The organism is Arenibacter flavimaris (assembly GCF_030291335.1).
Taxonomy (GTDB): domain Bacteria; phylum Bacteroidota; class Bacteroidia; order Flavobacteriales; family Flavobacteriaceae; genus Arenibacter.
Window position 1 is genome coordinate 61,805 of the sequence record NZ_JASWIM010000013.1, and the last position, 14,158, is coordinate 75,962.

15 protein-coding genes are annotated in these 14,158 nt (G+C 35.0%); 8 read left to right on the plus strand and 7 right to left on the minus strand.

Annotated features, from left to right (window positions below):
• The first annotated feature begins 39 nt into the window (after nucleotides 1–39).
• Genes QSE00_RS11765 through QSE00_RS11780 form a run of 4 tightly spaced genes read left to right on the plus strand, consistent with a single transcriptional unit; the run spans nucleotide 40 to nucleotide 2,620 of the window.
• Entirely contained in the window at nucleotides 40–831 is a 792-nt protein-coding gene (locus QSE00_RS11765; protein ID WP_286106112.1) for a penicillin-binding transpeptidase domain-containing protein, read from the plus strand.
• Entirely contained in the window at nucleotides 828–1,370 is a 543-nt protein-coding gene (locus QSE00_RS11770; protein WP_286106113.1) for a GNAT family N-acetyltransferase, read from the plus strand. The genes QSE00_RS11765 and QSE00_RS11770 overlap by 4 nt, the downstream gene beginning before the upstream one ends.
• A complete protein-coding gene (locus tag QSE00_RS11775; RefSeq protein ID WP_286106114.1) occupies nucleotides 1,367–1,885 on the plus strand; it encodes a GNAT family N-acetyltransferase in 519 nt (172 codons plus the stop codon). Before QSE00_RS11770 ends, QSE00_RS11775 begins: the two co-directional genes overlap by 4 nt.
• 45 nt (nucleotides 1,886–1,930) lie before the next feature.
• The gene (locus QSE00_RS11780; protein ID WP_286106115.1) at nucleotides 1,931–2,620 is read left to right on the plus strand and encodes an aspartate/glutamate racemase family protein; all 690 of its coding nucleotides are present in this window, start codon (nucleotides 1,931–1,933) and stop codon (nucleotides 2,618–2,620) included.
• Here QSE00_RS11780 and QSE00_RS11785 read toward each other — a convergent pair.
• A complete protein-coding gene (locus QSE00_RS11785) occupies nucleotides 2,617–3,381 on the minus strand; it encodes an MBL fold metallo-hydrolase (RefSeq protein ID WP_286106116.1) in 765 nt (254 codons plus the stop codon). The two genes, QSE00_RS11780 and QSE00_RS11785, sit on opposite strands and share 4 nt — an antisense overlap.
• A gap of 101 nt (nucleotides 3,382–3,482) precedes the next feature.
• Here QSE00_RS11785 and QSE00_RS11790 point away from each other — a divergent pair, with 101 nt between their 5' ends.
• Nucleotides 3,483–3,794 carry a winged helix-turn-helix transcriptional regulator gene (locus QSE00_RS11790; protein WP_286106117.1) on the plus strand — a complete coding sequence of 104 codons (312 nt, stop codon included), beginning with the start codon at nucleotides 3,483–3,485 and terminating at the stop codon, nucleotides 3,792–3,794.
• An 11-nt stretch (nucleotides 3,795–3,805) separates the two neighbouring features.
• Here the strand turns inward: QSE00_RS11790 and QSE00_RS11795 are convergent, their stop codons facing one another.
• The 5 genes from QSE00_RS11795 to QSE00_RS11815 all read right to left on the minus strand — a co-directional run bounded on the left by QSE00_RS11795 (nucleotide 3,806) and on the right by QSE00_RS11815 (nucleotide 6,191).
• A complete protein-coding gene (locus QSE00_RS11795) occupies nucleotides 3,806–4,264 on the minus strand; it encodes a carboxymuconolactone decarboxylase family protein (protein ID WP_286106118.1) in 459 nt (152 codons plus the stop codon).
• Complete coding sequence (locus QSE00_RS11800; RefSeq protein WP_286106119.1) at nucleotides 4,248–4,685, minus strand: GNAT family N-acetyltransferase; 438 nt, start codon at nucleotides 4,683–4,685, stop codon at nucleotides 4,248–4,250. The genes QSE00_RS11795 and QSE00_RS11800 overlap by 17 nt, the downstream gene beginning before the upstream one ends.
• Before the next feature lie 17 nt (nucleotides 4,686–4,702).
• Nucleotides 4,703–5,179 carry a DUF1097 domain-containing protein gene (locus QSE00_RS11805; RefSeq protein ID WP_286106120.1) on the minus strand — a complete coding sequence of 159 codons (477 nt, stop codon included), beginning with the start codon at nucleotides 5,177–5,179 and terminating at the stop codon, nucleotides 4,703–4,705.
• 61 nt (nucleotides 5,180–5,240) lie between these two features.
• Entirely contained in the window at nucleotides 5,241–5,816 is a 576-nt protein-coding gene (locus tag QSE00_RS11810; RefSeq protein WP_286106121.1) for a Crp/Fnr family transcriptional regulator, read from the minus strand.
• 18 nt (nucleotides 5,817–5,834) lie between these two features.
• Nucleotides 5,835–6,191, minus strand: a complete 357-nt coding sequence (locus QSE00_RS11815) for a winged helix-turn-helix transcriptional regulator (protein WP_281756464.1) — start codon at nucleotides 6,189–6,191, stop codon at nucleotides 5,835–5,837.
• A 99-nt stretch (nucleotides 6,192–6,290) separates the two neighbouring features.
• Here QSE00_RS11815 and QSE00_RS11820 point away from each other — a divergent pair, with 99 nt between their 5' ends.
• The gene (locus tag QSE00_RS11820; RefSeq protein WP_286106122.1) at nucleotides 6,291–7,439 is read left to right on the plus strand and encodes an MFS transporter; all 1,149 of its coding nucleotides are present in this window, start codon (nucleotides 6,291–6,293) and stop codon (nucleotides 7,437–7,439) included.
• A 69-nt stretch (nucleotides 7,440–7,508) separates the two neighbouring features.
• Here QSE00_RS11820 and QSE00_RS11825 read toward each other — a convergent pair whose 3' ends face one another.
• A complete protein-coding gene (locus QSE00_RS11825) occupies nucleotides 7,509–8,717 on the minus strand; it encodes a site-specific integrase (protein ID WP_286106123.1) in 1,209 nt (402 codons plus the stop codon).
• Nucleotides 8,718–10,425: 1,708 nt separating this feature from the next.
• Here QSE00_RS11825 and QSE00_RS11830 point away from each other — a divergent pair.
• Nucleotides 10,426–12,744, plus strand: coding sequence for a glycoside hydrolase family 20 zincin-like fold domain-containing protein (locus tag QSE00_RS11830; RefSeq protein ID WP_286106124.1), 2,319 nt, complete (start codon nucleotides 10,426–10,428; stop codon nucleotides 12,742–12,744).
• A gap of 38 nt (nucleotides 12,745–12,782) precedes the next feature.
• The gene (locus QSE00_RS11835; protein WP_286106125.1) at nucleotides 12,783–14,039 is read left to right on the plus strand and encodes a glycoside hydrolase family 88 protein; all 1,257 of its coding nucleotides are present in this window, start codon (nucleotides 12,783–12,785) and stop codon (nucleotides 14,037–14,039) included.
• Nucleotides 14,040–14,158: the final 119 nt, after the last annotated feature.

Here is a 14,158-nt window from a genome sequence, read left to right on the forward strand (position 1 = left end):
AATTACGTTTAGTAATTACTATTATTTGAAAACATTAAAATGAAAATATTCTTTATAATTTTAACCTTCTGGAGTACTACTGTAATCGGGCAAACCTCTTTTCAATCAATTTATGATAGCTTAGGTCTTAAAGGTAGTACTACTATCTTTGATTACAAAAACCAAAAATGGATATATACTCATGAAAAAGATGCTGAGATAGCCACCCTACCGGCATCAACATTTAAAATTCTAAATTCACTTATTATTCTTGAAAATAAAGCGGTTAATGATGAAAATGAAATTTTTAAGTGGGACGGTAAGCCAAAATCCCATTTTGGATATGAATTTAAAGCTTGGGAAAAAGATACCGATTTAAAAACGGCTTATAAAAATTCTACCGTTTGGTTTTATGTAAATGCTGCAAAAAAAATAAAAAGAAAAAAATATAAGCGTACGCTAAAAAAAATAGGTTACGGAAATAATGATTTAAGTGAAGAGGGAGATGATTTTTGGAATTATGGAAATTTAGCTATTTCTCCTAAAAACCAAATCGAATTTTTGATCCAACTCTATGAAAACAAACTCCCATTTGCACAAAAAAACATAAACAAAGTAAAACAAATATTGATTTCTGAAAACACACAGAATTATACTTTTCGTGATAAAACAGGATGGACAAGGGCAAACGGTAAGGATATTGGCTGGTGGGTTGGCTACTTAACCACCAAGGAGAATGTCTACTTTTTTGCTACTCGATTAACCAAAAACGTAGAAACAGAGAACCCTGATTTTAGTAGTGGACGGAAAACAGTTACCAAACAAATTCTTAAAACAATAATGAAAGTATGATTTCACTAGAACTAAATTCCGACATAAAACTAAAGCAATTGGAAGCATCCGATGCACTCGACATTTTTAAGACCATTGATTATCAGAGGGCGTATCTGGGAAAATGGCTTCCTTTTGTAGAACACACCAAACAACTTTACGATACCGAACAGTTTGTTGATTCTATTGTGAATGCCCCAAAAGAACAATTTGAATATGTGTTTACCATACAAAAGCAAGGTGGATTTATTGGTCTTATAGGTTTTAAGGATACAGACTTACTTAACCAAAAAACGGAAATAGGATATTGGCTTTCCGAGACGCAGCAAAAACAAGGAATTATGACCCGATCGGTATGTAAACTCTGCGATTTTGTTTTTCAGAAACTCGAACTCAATCGAATCCAAATCAAATGTGCGGTAGGAAACCTACCTAGCAAAAAAATTCCGAAAACATTAGGGTTTAAATTAGAAGGTATACAAAGGGACGGCGAACGCTTGACCGGAAATGTATTTGCCGATCTGGAAATCTACAGTAAACTAAAATCGGACAAACCATGAAAAATAATTTTCCGACTATAAAAACCGACCGACTTCTATTGCGTGAAATAACGGATAGCGACCTTGAAAACATTTATAAAGGACTTTCCCATCCCAAAGTTATTCAGTATTATGGCATAAGTTATGAAACTTTGGAAGCCACCAAAGAACAGATGCGTTGGTTTGCCGAAGAGCAACAATGCTGGTGGGCCATTTGTTCCCTGGATAATCAGACGTTTTACGGTGCAGGCGGACTCAATGATATTGATCTGAAAGCGAAAAAAGCCGAAATCGGACTTTGGCTGCTTCCCGAATTTTGGGGACAAGGGATGATGACAGAAGTACTCCCTATCATTACCGATTACGGATTAAAACAACTTCAACTCAACCGAATTGAAGGTTTTGTGGAAACTAAAAATACCAATTGCAAAAATGCAATGGCCAAGCTCGATTTTAAACTAGAACGCACTATGAAGGATTGTGAATTGAAAAATGGACATTTGATAAGCCTTGATGTATATGCAAGAACGATTTAAGGTTTAATAAAAAGCACTCCGCAAAACAAAGGTTTAAATTTAACTATGAAAAAAATAGGATTAGTTGGTGGAATCAGTTGGACATCAACCTTGGATTACTATAAATACATCAATGAGGGTGTTAATGAAGCTTTAGGGGGCTTACAGTCTGCTGAACTTATCCTTTATTCTCTGAACTTCGCTGATATACAAGACAAGGGGTGGCTAAACTCTTTTGATTTACTTTTAAAAGCTTGTAAAGAACTGAAAAAAAACAATGTAGAAGGTATTGTTTTATGTGCCAATACGGCTCATTTATTTGCTGATGAAATTCAAGAAATAATTAACATTCCTATTATAAATATTATAACCGCAACTGCACAAGAGATTAATTCAAAGAAAATAAATAAAATAGGTTTACTGGGGACAAAGTTTACTATGGAAATGGATTTTTACCGGAAAAAATTAAATGAACACCAAATAGAAGTGCTTATACCTGAAACACTTTCTGATATTGACCGTATTCATTATATCGTAAAAGAAGAGTTAGGCAAAGGTATTATCAAAGAAAGTTCGAAAAAGGAGTTCGTTAAATTTTCTGAAGATCTTATACAAAAAGGGGCGCAAGGTATTGTTCTAGGCTGTACCGAAATCCCACTTTTAATTGATGAAAAAGACTTTAATTCAACCCCTGTTTTTGATACTACCAAAATTCATGTTCAAGCAATTTTAGATTTTATATTGGATAAAAATTAATGTAAAATAAGGTTCTTTCCATCTTTTGGAATATAACATCTATTGGAAACTCCATTCTCTAAAACCTTTTTAAAAATATATTCTCTGGTTTCTATACATGGACTAATAGCTTCCAGATGTGTTACAAGGACTTTTATTTCCGGAAAGGTTTTACATAATACCATAATATCTTCTGAAGTCATTGTAACAGGCTTGCCAATAGCAAATGTAGCTGCACCACCTGCTACTACCACATATTGTGGATTGTATAAGTTTATTGCCGCTTTCACATCTTCACACCATATCGTATCTCCTGCAAAATAAATACTTTCCTCCTTTGTTGAAAAAACAAAACCATTTACGGTTCCCATTTTTTCTCCGATTTCTCCAGTACCGTGCAAGCCTTCCGTGAGTGATATGGAAATTTCTTTAAATAGCATATTGTTTTCAAAGCTCTTTATGTTTTTAAAGCCATAGTTTGCAATCGTTTCTGCAATAGCAATAGGGCAAATAATAGGCAGGCTTTTATCTAAACGCTCTATAGCCGCTTTATCCCAATGGTCTGGATGAAGATGGGTTACTACAACCGCATCTATGCTTGCTAAATAATTGTCTAACTCTTTTGTGTCAAACGGTAAATCTACTAAGGGATTCGGTCTATTGTCCTGAGTCCAAGGAAAAACTCCAAACGAAGATTTTTTCCCTAGCATAGGATCTATTAAAAACTTTATGCTTTTTATTTGTAGTAGTACTGTTGCATTTCGCCATAATTGAACTTCCATGGTGTTTGTTTTTTATGAATAATTTATATTCACTAAATTAGTGACACGTTATGTATTCTTAAAGAAGTTTACCTTTAAGTAACCCACTTAAAAACCCAATTATGAATTATAAGGAGTTTGAAAATTGCGGAGTAAAGCGAAGTTTAGATTTACTTTCGGGTAAATGGAAACCACTGATTTTGCATCATCTATTCCAAGAAAAAGAAATACGGTTTATTGAATTATGGCGTAAAATGCCACGGGTATCAAAAAAAGTTCTAGTCGAACAATTACAACAAATGCAGGAGCATCATATCATTGAACGAATAGAACTTAAAGGTTTTCCTCCAAAAGTATATTACCGATTGCATCAGGATACAGAACCTTTAGGACCCGCTTTACAAATACTGGACGGTTGGGGAAAAAACAGATAGCTATCACTTATTTAATTACTATGCATCAATTTGGTAGATACCGCAATTCGATTTAAAAAATTCATATGATTGATAGCTATGATAATCTGTGCAATTTCTTTTTCTTTAAAAAATTCACTTACCTTATCGTAAGTAGCATCTGTAACTCCTGTTTTGGTTATTTCGGTAATTTCCTCCGTTAGTTTTAATACAGCTCGCTCCATATCGGAAAACAAAGGACTTTCTTCCCAAGCGGATAAAGCGAATATCCTACGTTCTGTTTCGCCTAATTTTAGGGCATCCTTGCTATGTAGATCAATACAATAGGCGCATTTATTAATTTGGGAAGCTCTTATTTTTATTAATTCCCTTAATTTTTTATCCAAGCTTGTTTTGGATAAATAAACTTCAATGTCGATTATTGATTTCCAACAATCCGGTTCCAAAGCTTTAATGTTTACCCGTTTTTGATGTTTAGTTATTGTAGACATAATGTTTAAATTTTGTGTTATTGAATCCTAGTTTGTTATATAGTTGTTGTGCACTTTTATTATCATTTCCGGTCAAGAGCCAAACTTGCTTTCGCTGCGTTGCTTTTGAAAATTTTAAAATGGTTTTTATTAATAGGGAAGCTATACCTTTGCCCCTAAAAGCTTCCAGCACAAACAGATCATTCAAAATCCAGATTTTATTTAATTTTATGGTAGAGAAGGATGGGAAGAGCTGTGCGTAACCTGCCAATTGATTCTCCACAACGGCTACCAATATTTCACTATCTCCTTTATTAATTCTCTCTTCCAGAAAGGTCTGAAGTTCTTCTGGATTTGATTCTTGCTTGTAGAATTTCCTAAATTCAGTTACAAGAACAATCAGTGGCACTACATCTGAAAGTGTTGCTTTTCGTATAATCATCAGTTCTTTATATATTTTTAAGAATTAATTTTACTTTTAGCGGCCAACTTTTGATTAAGAAAAGTATCCAAGCTAGCAATAGCATAGCCCACTATCAGAGAAATGATTAAGATGAGAAGCGATATAATACTTATTTCAGAACCTGAGGAAAACCAGGTGATCAGTCCTAAAAAGTAAGCCGGGACGGTATTCAAACGTTTCATCTTTGAAATGTAGAAAATCCCAATCATAGCGATAAATACCGCTAAAGGAAATCCAAACGCTCCAATAAATTCTGAAGACCAAATTCCTGTATATTGAATACACATCCCAATAAGAATTCCAAAGAATTGTTGGATGAGAATGGTAAAAGCAGTTTTAAGGTTAGTGCCAAAAAGATGGTAGCTAACCCAAGCGATAAAGAGTATCCAAGGTGGCAATGTAAAATAGGAAGCTATAAAAATGGCCAAGGCTCCTGTACAACCTAGGGATAAGGCCTGTTTTAAATTTGTCATAGTAATCTCGTTTTGTTTAGACAAAGATTACCAGAAACATATAGCAAATTCTTAAACTGGTTTAAGAAATCTCTTTTCTGCGGATTTCACTTAAATATTCGGGCGTGAAGCCTAAAAATGATGCGATAAGGTATTGTGGGACACGTTGAATAAATTCGGGAAAGTTATCCCTGAAGTGATAATATAAATCTTCCCGGGAATGTTCATAAAGCAGTTTTATACGGTATTGCGAAGCAGCAAAAGCGCGTTGAAAGACCAAGTGGAAATACCGCTCCAAAACAGGAAATTCTTTAAGTAGTGCTTCTTTAGAATCGGCACTTAACACTAAGACTTCACTAACTTCTACTGTGCGGATAGTAAAGTTGGACGTATTTTTCTTAGAAACGGCATTGAAATCGGTTGTCCACCAGTTTTCTAAGGCAAAATCAATGGTTTGTTCCGTGCCATTTTCCTTGGTGTACAATACCTGTAAACAGCCTTTGTTAACAAAAAATAGGTCTTGACAGATGGTGCCCTCTCTTAATAAGTCTTTTTTCTTTTTTAAGACCTTCGTTTCAAAAAAAGTATCTATAGTGCTAAGGTTTGTATCCTTAATATCGATAAACTTTTCTATGTGACTTATCAAAGTCTCTATCATATTACTTAAAATTTGGTATCATTTTACAAGCTTTTTATGCCTAGCACCCCAGTCACTTAATTTTGACCAGATAGGGATTAATTCTATGGCGATTGGGGTGAGTTCATAATCTACTCTTGGAGGTACTTCTGCATAAACAGTGCGTTTCACCAGTCCATCTTTTTCCAGTTCACGAAGCTGTAGGGTTAACATTCGTTCCGTGATTTTTGGTATCAACCTTCTAATCTCACTAAAGCGCAATTTACCGTTTTCAAGTTTGCATAAGATCAGTAACTTCCACCTTCCACCGACTTTACAAACTGCATAAGTTAAATCGCATTCCATTATGCTTTTTTCATTTAGCATATTGGTTGAATTTTCTTTTCGCTTTCCCATTACTTACAAAATTGTTAGTACCATACAATCAGCTGTATACCCTACAAATTTATAGCATTCATTTTAATTTCGTTGACGAATTATAAAAATCCTTTACCAATGAAAAAATATGCCTATATCGGTTGCCTTGGATTCATAGGAGTAATCACTACGGAATTTGGAGTGATCGGAATCTTACCACAAATAGCGACGCACTATGAAATAAGTATTGATCGCGCCGGACTTTTATTGAGTGCTTTTGCCCTAATCATAGCTTTAACGGGACCTTTTATGACCCTGCTTGCCTCTGGGTTTGACAGAAAGAAAGTAATGCTACTTTCCATACTGTTATTTGTTATCACGGGAATGGTTTCTTCATTTTCTCCCCCGTTTTGGCTATTGATGTTGGTCAGGATTTTACCTGCCTTTTTACAACCGGTCTATATAGCAACGGCACTTTCAGTAGCGGTATCTCAAGGAGACAAAAAGAACGAAAATGAATTAATGAGTATTGTTTTTAGTGGTGTGGCCATTGCAATGGTGACTACCGTTCCTTTTGCTACTTACATAGCCAGTATATTTTCTTGGGAATATTCGTTTTATGTGCAATCAGCGATTAGCGTTATCGCATTAATCGCAATATACACTGTTTTACCTAATATTCCCGTAACAGAGAAAAAGACGTATGGGAGTCAATTAAAAATATTGAAGCAACCTACTTTTATAACAAGTACGGCAATGAATTTTTTTATGATAGCCGCCTGGTTTTCTACCTACAGCTATTTTGCAGCTTACTTAAATAAGGCCAAAAATATGGACAATACGATGGTGAGTTATATGATGTTTGTGTTTGGAATCATTGGGGTACTGGCGAATTGGGTGGCTGGAAAGATGTTGGATAAAAATATTACAAACACCACTGCTTTCTTCCTATCAGGAACCATCCTGATACCGATATTACTGCATTTTTCAGGAGGAAATACAGTGGCTACAATTGTAGTTATAGGAATATGGGGATTTTTGTATTCTCCAAGTTTTTTAAATGCTTCTACCTATATGATTTCATCTGCACCTAAATCCCTAGAATTTGCGAATAGTCTTGCCACTTCATTTGGAAATTTAGGAATCACTTTAGGAACTACAGCTGGTGGATGGCTCATAGCTACTAAAAGTGTCGTATATACGCCTTGGTTAACCTTACTCTTTGGGGTTCTGGCTTTACTTATGATGGGGGTAAGAAGTTTATTAGAGCGCAGCAAGCGTAATTGAATAATAAATAGAATTCAAGAGTTCACTTGAGGTTTTGAAGTGTGATATTATAGTGAATGAGAAATTCAACTAAAAATTTATAACACTATCCAAGGCATCGTCTGCATCTTTATTAATAAAATTCGCTTGATAGTTTATAGTGGTAGTTACAGAGGAGTGTCTATATAGCTTTTGAAGCATTTGAATTGGGATCTTATCCCCTGAAATATTTCCAAAACTATGTCTTGCGATATGCATACTCATTTTTTTATTGATGTTCAGTTTAGCAGCAACTTTTTTCAAGTGTCTGTTTAAGTTTCGTGTTATGGTCTGTGTTCTAACAGAAACCATCTGAGAATCATCTAAATCAGTGCCTTTAAGATAATCAAAAATCAAGTAGTTCTTAAGTGAATAATTCTGTTGATACATTTTAAGAATAGCATTAGCCTTGTCAGGTATTTTTAAGGTGACTAGTTTACTGTTTTTGTTCATCCGATACATCAACCTACCGTCATTAAAGTCAGACCATTTCAATCTTAATACATCACCAACCCTTATGCCAGCAAAGTAAAAACTAATAAGCCAGACGTGTACAGCTTTTTGTTGAGCCTCAGTTAAATCAGATGCATTCTCCAATTTCTGAATTTCCTCTATATTAAACCCGATTTTTTGTGTCTCAGGAATTTTAATTTGGACTTTTCCTTTTCCAAAAGGATATCTGCCCCTATCAACTAAAGACTCTGATATGGCTAGATTATAAATAGTCCGTATTAAAATGAGATAATTTACAACTGTTCTTGGAGAACGCTTATTATCGTGAAGTAGATAAGCCTCAAAATTTTTCAGAAGAGGGATATTTAACTCGTTGAAGAGCAACTCCTTTTTTTTAAGAAACGTTTTGAATTTGTTTAGCCGACCAACTTCAGTATCGTATTGATGATGGTTTCCTCTATTTTTAAGATTTGTCAAGTGCATATTTGCAACCTTGAAAAAATCGACCTTCTTGTTTTGTCTGATTTTTTTCTTAATTGAATTGACAGTTTGATAATCTGTGCTGCTTTCGGCTTCAAGAGCTTTTTTATTTGCCTCGGCAACTTTTGTGATTATAAAATTATTGATAATACTAGCATTAGGATGGGATTTTCTAACGCATCTATTTTTCTCATCCCAATACTTTTCTTCAATATACTGACCGGTTCCTAAATAAGAACTTTTTCTGTCTTTGGTGATTCTAATGGCAATTGGATATTGCCCTTCAGGATTATTTTTTTTACGGAGTACTGCTTTAACTGTTGCCATAATAATTACTTGAGAATATAAAAGTAACAAAAATAGGTACAACATAGGTACAACATTTGTTGATTTTAAACCCTATTATTTGATATTAAAGCTTATTAATAAAAACATAATTAATTGATTTTCAGTATATTTATGTTTATTTGTGGTAGTATGGTAAAATACTCATAACCCGAAGGTCACTGGTTCGAGTCCAGTTCCCGCTACTAGGAAAGACAAGGGTTTCAAGAGATTGAAGCCCTTTTTTTATTTCCTTCCTAAAACATACCTAAAACAATTTAGTGGATTTCTTGATGGTTTTTACGGATCAAGAACAATAATTGTTGTGATTATGTAATTAATTGCCAGTATCACTTAGGGTTTATTATTATGGTTTTTTCCTTTTTTTATTTGCTCGCCAATACCATATAATTATTGGGACATTTGATTTCTAAAAAAGTGAATTAACGAAACTATTAAAAAAAACACAAATTGGAACAGGAAGTAGATTTGTTTTAAAGGACTGCTCCATGCCCTTTAATTTTTCGAGTTCCCTGCGATTGGACGGAAGCGTTATGGTATGCCCCGTGTCCTGTGCCCCACATTTTTTCTCCCGCCTTTGTTGATTTCCATTTTATTCCTCCATATTCTTATCGGCTTTCACTTCGTCAGAAGTAGGGTTTTAAGATACTTAAAACATAACTTGCTATCTTCTCTGAAGATTAATATTTATTCAATTTTTTTTAATGGTATTTTACTCAAAACGGGCGGGGCGGATTTGTTCCTATTTTAAAACAAAAAAACCTTACGATTACGCAAATCCTATGTACATATATCCATATATTTATATTGGCATATTTGCATATATACATATGTCGTGACCACAGCAATCCATGTTTTATTTATTCTTAAGTGTAATTAATAGTTCCAAGCGCAACCAGGAGGCTATGGATCATTTCAATGGATAGTAATGAATGTGGTTAGGGAAAAGAAAAGTCAAGCTATCTTTTCAGCTTGTTCTCTCCGGCAGTCAGGAGGGTGTCGAAGAAAACAGGAACACAAAGACGTCAATAATGGACAGGAGAAAAGTAGGTGTATGGATAGGATTGGAGCGGAAGGGTAACTACCCCCCCCTTTAGGCATGTGATAATGATCATCATTATGTCACCAATTCAAAAGTAGTTAACCCATTTAGTTTGTTTAGGCCATTTATATTAGAACTATCGATCAATTTTTGCCAAAATCATTTTACACAAGGCATATTGGCACAAACTATTTAAAGAACGTAAATATTTCACGCACTTTAATTATAGAATAAACAATATGTGCGAAATTTTTTAGCTGAAAAAATGAATTGCTGCACGGATTACTATATCAGGAAAAATCATACGTTTCAACACCTAACAGCAAATAAATAAAATTTCGATACATTATTTAATGACCCATCCCTCCAAAAAATAATAAAACTAATTCCTTTACCAGGTTTAAACCTACCAGTACATCTTTATTTAACATTCGTTTATCTAAATCACCTGCTAAAAGGGATATCCACAAGATATTGCCTTACAATGATTACGAATCAGAAATTTTGTTGCTATCACCAAAATCGGCAAATACAATTAACTCCATCAATTGATAAAATAACTAATTAAATAATGATATGTAAGAAATTTTGTTATTTATTATTATTATTTGTTAATTTGTTCGAGTTGATATAAAATAGCTATGTATTATGAAAAAATTAAAAATCGAATCCAAACCTAATAGTTTAATTGTTGAATTAAAAAACTATATAGACCACTTCAAGACTACAGCGGATAGATGGAGGTTTAGCCCACCTAGTGTCCTATTTATTTTTGTAGCCTCTTTGTGGATCACCACGTTTTCGGGTTATTCCAATGACCTTAGTGGCTTAGGATATAGTCTTATACCCGCTCCACAGAAAACCCTACTCACAGGGCAAAGTGTTCTTATAGACCAAAGCTGGGGCATCAACACCTCTTTAGATGAACAAGGCATTACACTAAAAAGACTTCGGTTAGGAGCTGGAGAACTCCATCAACTTAATTTCAACGAAACCGGTACGGGAAAGATAATTTTAAAGTTAGTTTCGGAACCCATTATGGAAAATTTGGACTCCGAACAAGCTAAACAGGCATACCGAATAGAGATAGAACCGAACATTGTTCGTATTTCAGGAAATACGGAATGGGGTTTGTTCTATGGTGTTCAAAGTTTACTTCAACTTCTACGCCCAACTTCTAATGGCAGCTTTAAATTACCTGAAGGCACTATAACTGACTGGCCTAGTTTAAATCTTAGAGTGATCCATTGGGACACCAAACATCACCAGGATCATATTGAAACATTAAAGCGTTACATTGATTGGGCCGCCTTTTTTAAAGTAAATGCCATAGCCTTTGAAATGGAAGACAAGTACGAGTATCCCAGTCATCCAATCATAGGAGCCCCCGGAGCTTTTACAAAATCTGAAATGCACGAATTGACTTCTTATGCTCTAGAACGTTATATCCAATTAATACCCAATGTTCAGGCACCTTCACATATGACTTTCGTACTAAAACATAAAGAATTTGAGCATCTTCAGTCGGATGAAAGTAATTATCATATTTGCATGTGTGATGAAGAAGCAATGCAATTGATTTTTGATATGTACCAAGACATGATCGATGCAACACCGGGCGTGAAATATTTTTTCGCATCAACGGATGAGGTATATTACGCAGGAATTTGTGGTAAATGTAAGGATGAATATAATGAAATAAATCGAAGCCAGATTTGGGTAGATTATGTAAATCGAGTACACAAATGGATGAAAGAGCGAGATAGAGAAGTAATAGCCTGGGTGGAGTACCCTTTGTTAACCGAGCATATTACCCAATTGCCATCTGGGTTAATTGACGGTATCATGACCCCTAATCGAGATGCTGCCTGGATAGAAAATCAAAATAAAGCTGGTATAAAACAACTCTCCTATAGCTCAATGCAGGGAGCGGAACATCTTTTTCCGAATTATTTTCCTACTGAATATAAGAATAATAAAATAAAGGGGAGATTAATTGATGCCTCCAATGATATTCCTAGAGTATTGGCCAAAGGAGCAAAGCTAACTGGAACTTTTGCGGCGGCATGGGACGATGCAGGTCTTCACAACGAAACATTTTGGCTTGGCTGGGCAATTGTAACTCAATATGGGTGGTCTATCGGCAAACCGACCATCGAGCAAAGTATAGCTGATTTCATGAATATATATTATGGTTATAATAGTCCCGAAATGATCGAAAGCTATCGCCTCCTTCAGGAGGGTGCAAGGTTTTATGAAGACTTATGGGATCAGGTTACCCCTTCTAAGGAGAGAAATATACGTTACGGAAGTTCCTATGGAAAGGGAATAGGTGGAGCCTACCCTGACCCTACTCTTGAAATGCCAAGTCTCCCTTCAGTGGACAACGTTAGCATAGAACCTATTTTTAGATTAAAATATGGGGGAAAACTACAAAGAGCATTAAAGATGTCCCAGAAAAATGCCAGGTTAATCGATCTACTTTCATATAGTCTTTTTAGAGTAGAGCGCAACCAATATAATATAGAGGTCCTACTCTCCATTGCATATCTTCAACGATACACGATAAACACAGCATTAAACCTTGCAAAAGTCGAGGATTATTTAATTCAAGCAGGAAAGACCGGTGATTCCCAAAAGGCTGTTAGCTTCATGATTGAGGCACACGGATTGGTCGGAGAAATAATACATGAGGAAAAAAATATGTGGAGTGATTTTACGGATGTTTGGTACAAAACTAGATTTAAGGAAGGTAGAAGTGTTGATGGGAGAAATTTTGTACATGTTTACGATGATGTTAAGGACCATTTTGCAGACCGCAGGCTTGGCTTAGAGTATATGTTGGCCCCATTTGAACGAATGAAAATTGAAGAATGGCAAAATAAATTAGGCCACATCATTGAAAATTATGCCAAAATAAACAAGGTAAGCCTTAAAGGACTGACTATTAAAAGATTGGAAGATTAAACTAATTTTTGAATTTTTACTTTAATTAATAACCTAATATGATAATTTGTAGAACGATTAAATTCATCAATTTCACCTTGATTTTGACAATAATAATACTTTCTGCTTCCTGCCACAGTAGAAAGAACGTTGTTATCTCAGATGAAGAAATTGATTATATCACAAGTCAAGTTGAAAATTCAATAAATGCTGTAAACAATGATCCTACAAGGATTCCAAGGACAATTACAGAAGATGGCAAATTAAGAACAGTTGGAATTTACGGATGGACAAGTGGTTTTTTTGCTGGAAACCTCTGGTATCTATATGATCTAACTGGTGATGACAAATGGAGGAAAAGAGCTATAAAATGGACCGAAGCTTTGGATTCTGTTCAATATTACACTGAGGACCACGATATTGGTTTTATTATTAACTGTAGTTATGGTAACGGTTTACGTCTAGCTGGAATTAAAGAGTATGAAAAAGTAATTATTAATGCAGCTAAATCACTAACCACAAGATACAACCCGATTACCAAGAGCATTAAATCATGGAATCGAAAGAAGGCCTGGGACGGAGAGACAGAATGGTATTTTCCTGTCATCATAGACAATATGATGAACTTGGAACTTCTCTTTGAAGCAACTCGTTTAAGTGGGGACAACACCTTTAAAGATATTGCAGTTCAACACGCATTGACTACAATGCAAAATCACTACCGGAAAGACTTTTCCAGTTACCATGTTGTTGATTATGATACCATTACGGGAAATGTGCTAGATAAGGCAACAAATCAAGGATTTGTCGATCAATCCTCATGGGCTCGTGGCCAAGCCTGGGGACTATACGGGTTTATTACGTGCTATCGATATACTAAAGATGAACAATTTTTGCAATTTGCGGAAAATATAGCCAATTACATCCTAAATCATCCCAATTTACCTGAAGATTTGGTGCCATATTGGGATTATGACGCAACAAATTCTAAATTAATTCCGGAGTGGGATTACGATCCAGAAAAATACCCTGTAGTATTGCGAGACGTTTCTGCGGCAGCAATAACTTGTTCCGCATTGTTTGAATTGGCAGAATACAACATAGAGAATAGTGAGAAATACAAGAACAAAGCTTTTAAATTACTCGAATCACTGGCTTCGTCTACCTATATGAACACTGATAACGAAAATAACTACTTTATCTTAAATCATAGCGTAGGCAGTTTACCTCATGGTGCTGAAATCAACGCCCCACTTGTTTACGCCGACTATTATTTTCTAGAGTCCATTCGTCGTAAAAAGAAGGTATTGAACTAGCCCTAATTTGTAGTGGCCAATTGTTTAGATCTCTGAACACTAAAATGAATATTAAGAATAACAATTAGCTCTAGACAAAGAACTAGGTGAATTTATGCAATGAATATTCCCCTTTTTGG

Excerpts from the sequence above, each read along its gene's own strand:
- QSE00_RS11765 (WP_286106112.1), top strand. The coding sequence starts at position 40 with ATGAAAATATTCTTTATAATTTTAACCTTCTGGAGTACTACTGTAATC.
- QSE00_RS11770 (WP_286106113.1), top strand. The coding sequence starts at position 828 with ATGATTTCACTAGAACTAAATTCCGACATAAAACTAAAGCAATTGGAA.
- QSE00_RS11775 (WP_286106114.1), top strand. The coding sequence starts at position 1,367 with ATGAAAAATAATTTTCCGACTATAAAAACCGACCGACTTCTATTGCGT.
- QSE00_RS11780 (WP_286106115.1), top strand. The coding sequence starts at position 1,931 with ATGAAAAAAATAGGATTAGTTGGTGGAATCAGTTGGACATCAACCTTG.
- QSE00_RS11785 (WP_286106116.1), bottom strand. The coding sequence starts at position 3,381 with ATGGAAGTTCAATTATGGCGAAATGCAACAGTACTACTACAAATAAAA.
- QSE00_RS11790 (WP_286106117.1), top strand. The coding sequence starts at position 3,483 with ATGAATTATAAGGAGTTTGAAAATTGCGGAGTAAAGCGAAGTTTAGAT.
- QSE00_RS11795 (WP_286106118.1), bottom strand. The coding sequence starts at position 4,264 with ATGTCTACAATAACTAAACATCAAAAACGGGTAAACATTAAAGCTTTG.
- QSE00_RS11800 (WP_286106119.1), bottom strand. The coding sequence starts at position 4,685 with ATGATTATACGAAAAGCAACACTTTCAGATGTAGTGCCACTGATTGTT.
- QSE00_RS11805 (WP_286106120.1), bottom strand. The coding sequence starts at position 5,179 with ATGACAAATTTAAAACAGGCCTTATCCCTAGGTTGTACAGGAGCCTTG.
- QSE00_RS11810 (WP_286106121.1), bottom strand. The coding sequence starts at position 5,816 with ATGATAGAGACTTTGATAAGTCACATAGAAAAGTTTATCGATATTAAG.
- QSE00_RS11815 (WP_281756464.1), bottom strand. The coding sequence starts at position 6,191 with ATGGGAAAGCGAAAAGAAAATTCAACCAATATGCTAAATGAAAAAAGC.
- QSE00_RS11820 (WP_286106122.1), top strand. The coding sequence starts at position 6,291 with ATGAAAAAATATGCCTATATCGGTTGCCTTGGATTCATAGGAGTAATC.
- QSE00_RS11825 (WP_286106123.1), bottom strand. The coding sequence starts at position 8,717 with ATGGCAACAGTTAAAGCAGTACTCCGTAAAAAAAATAATCCTGAAGGG.
- QSE00_RS11830 (WP_286106124.1), top strand. The coding sequence starts at position 10,426 with ATGAAAAAATTAAAAATCGAATCCAAACCTAATAGTTTAATTGTTGAA.
- QSE00_RS11835 (WP_286106125.1), top strand. The coding sequence starts at position 12,783 with ATGATAATTTGTAGAACGATTAAATTCATCAATTTCACCTTGATTTTG.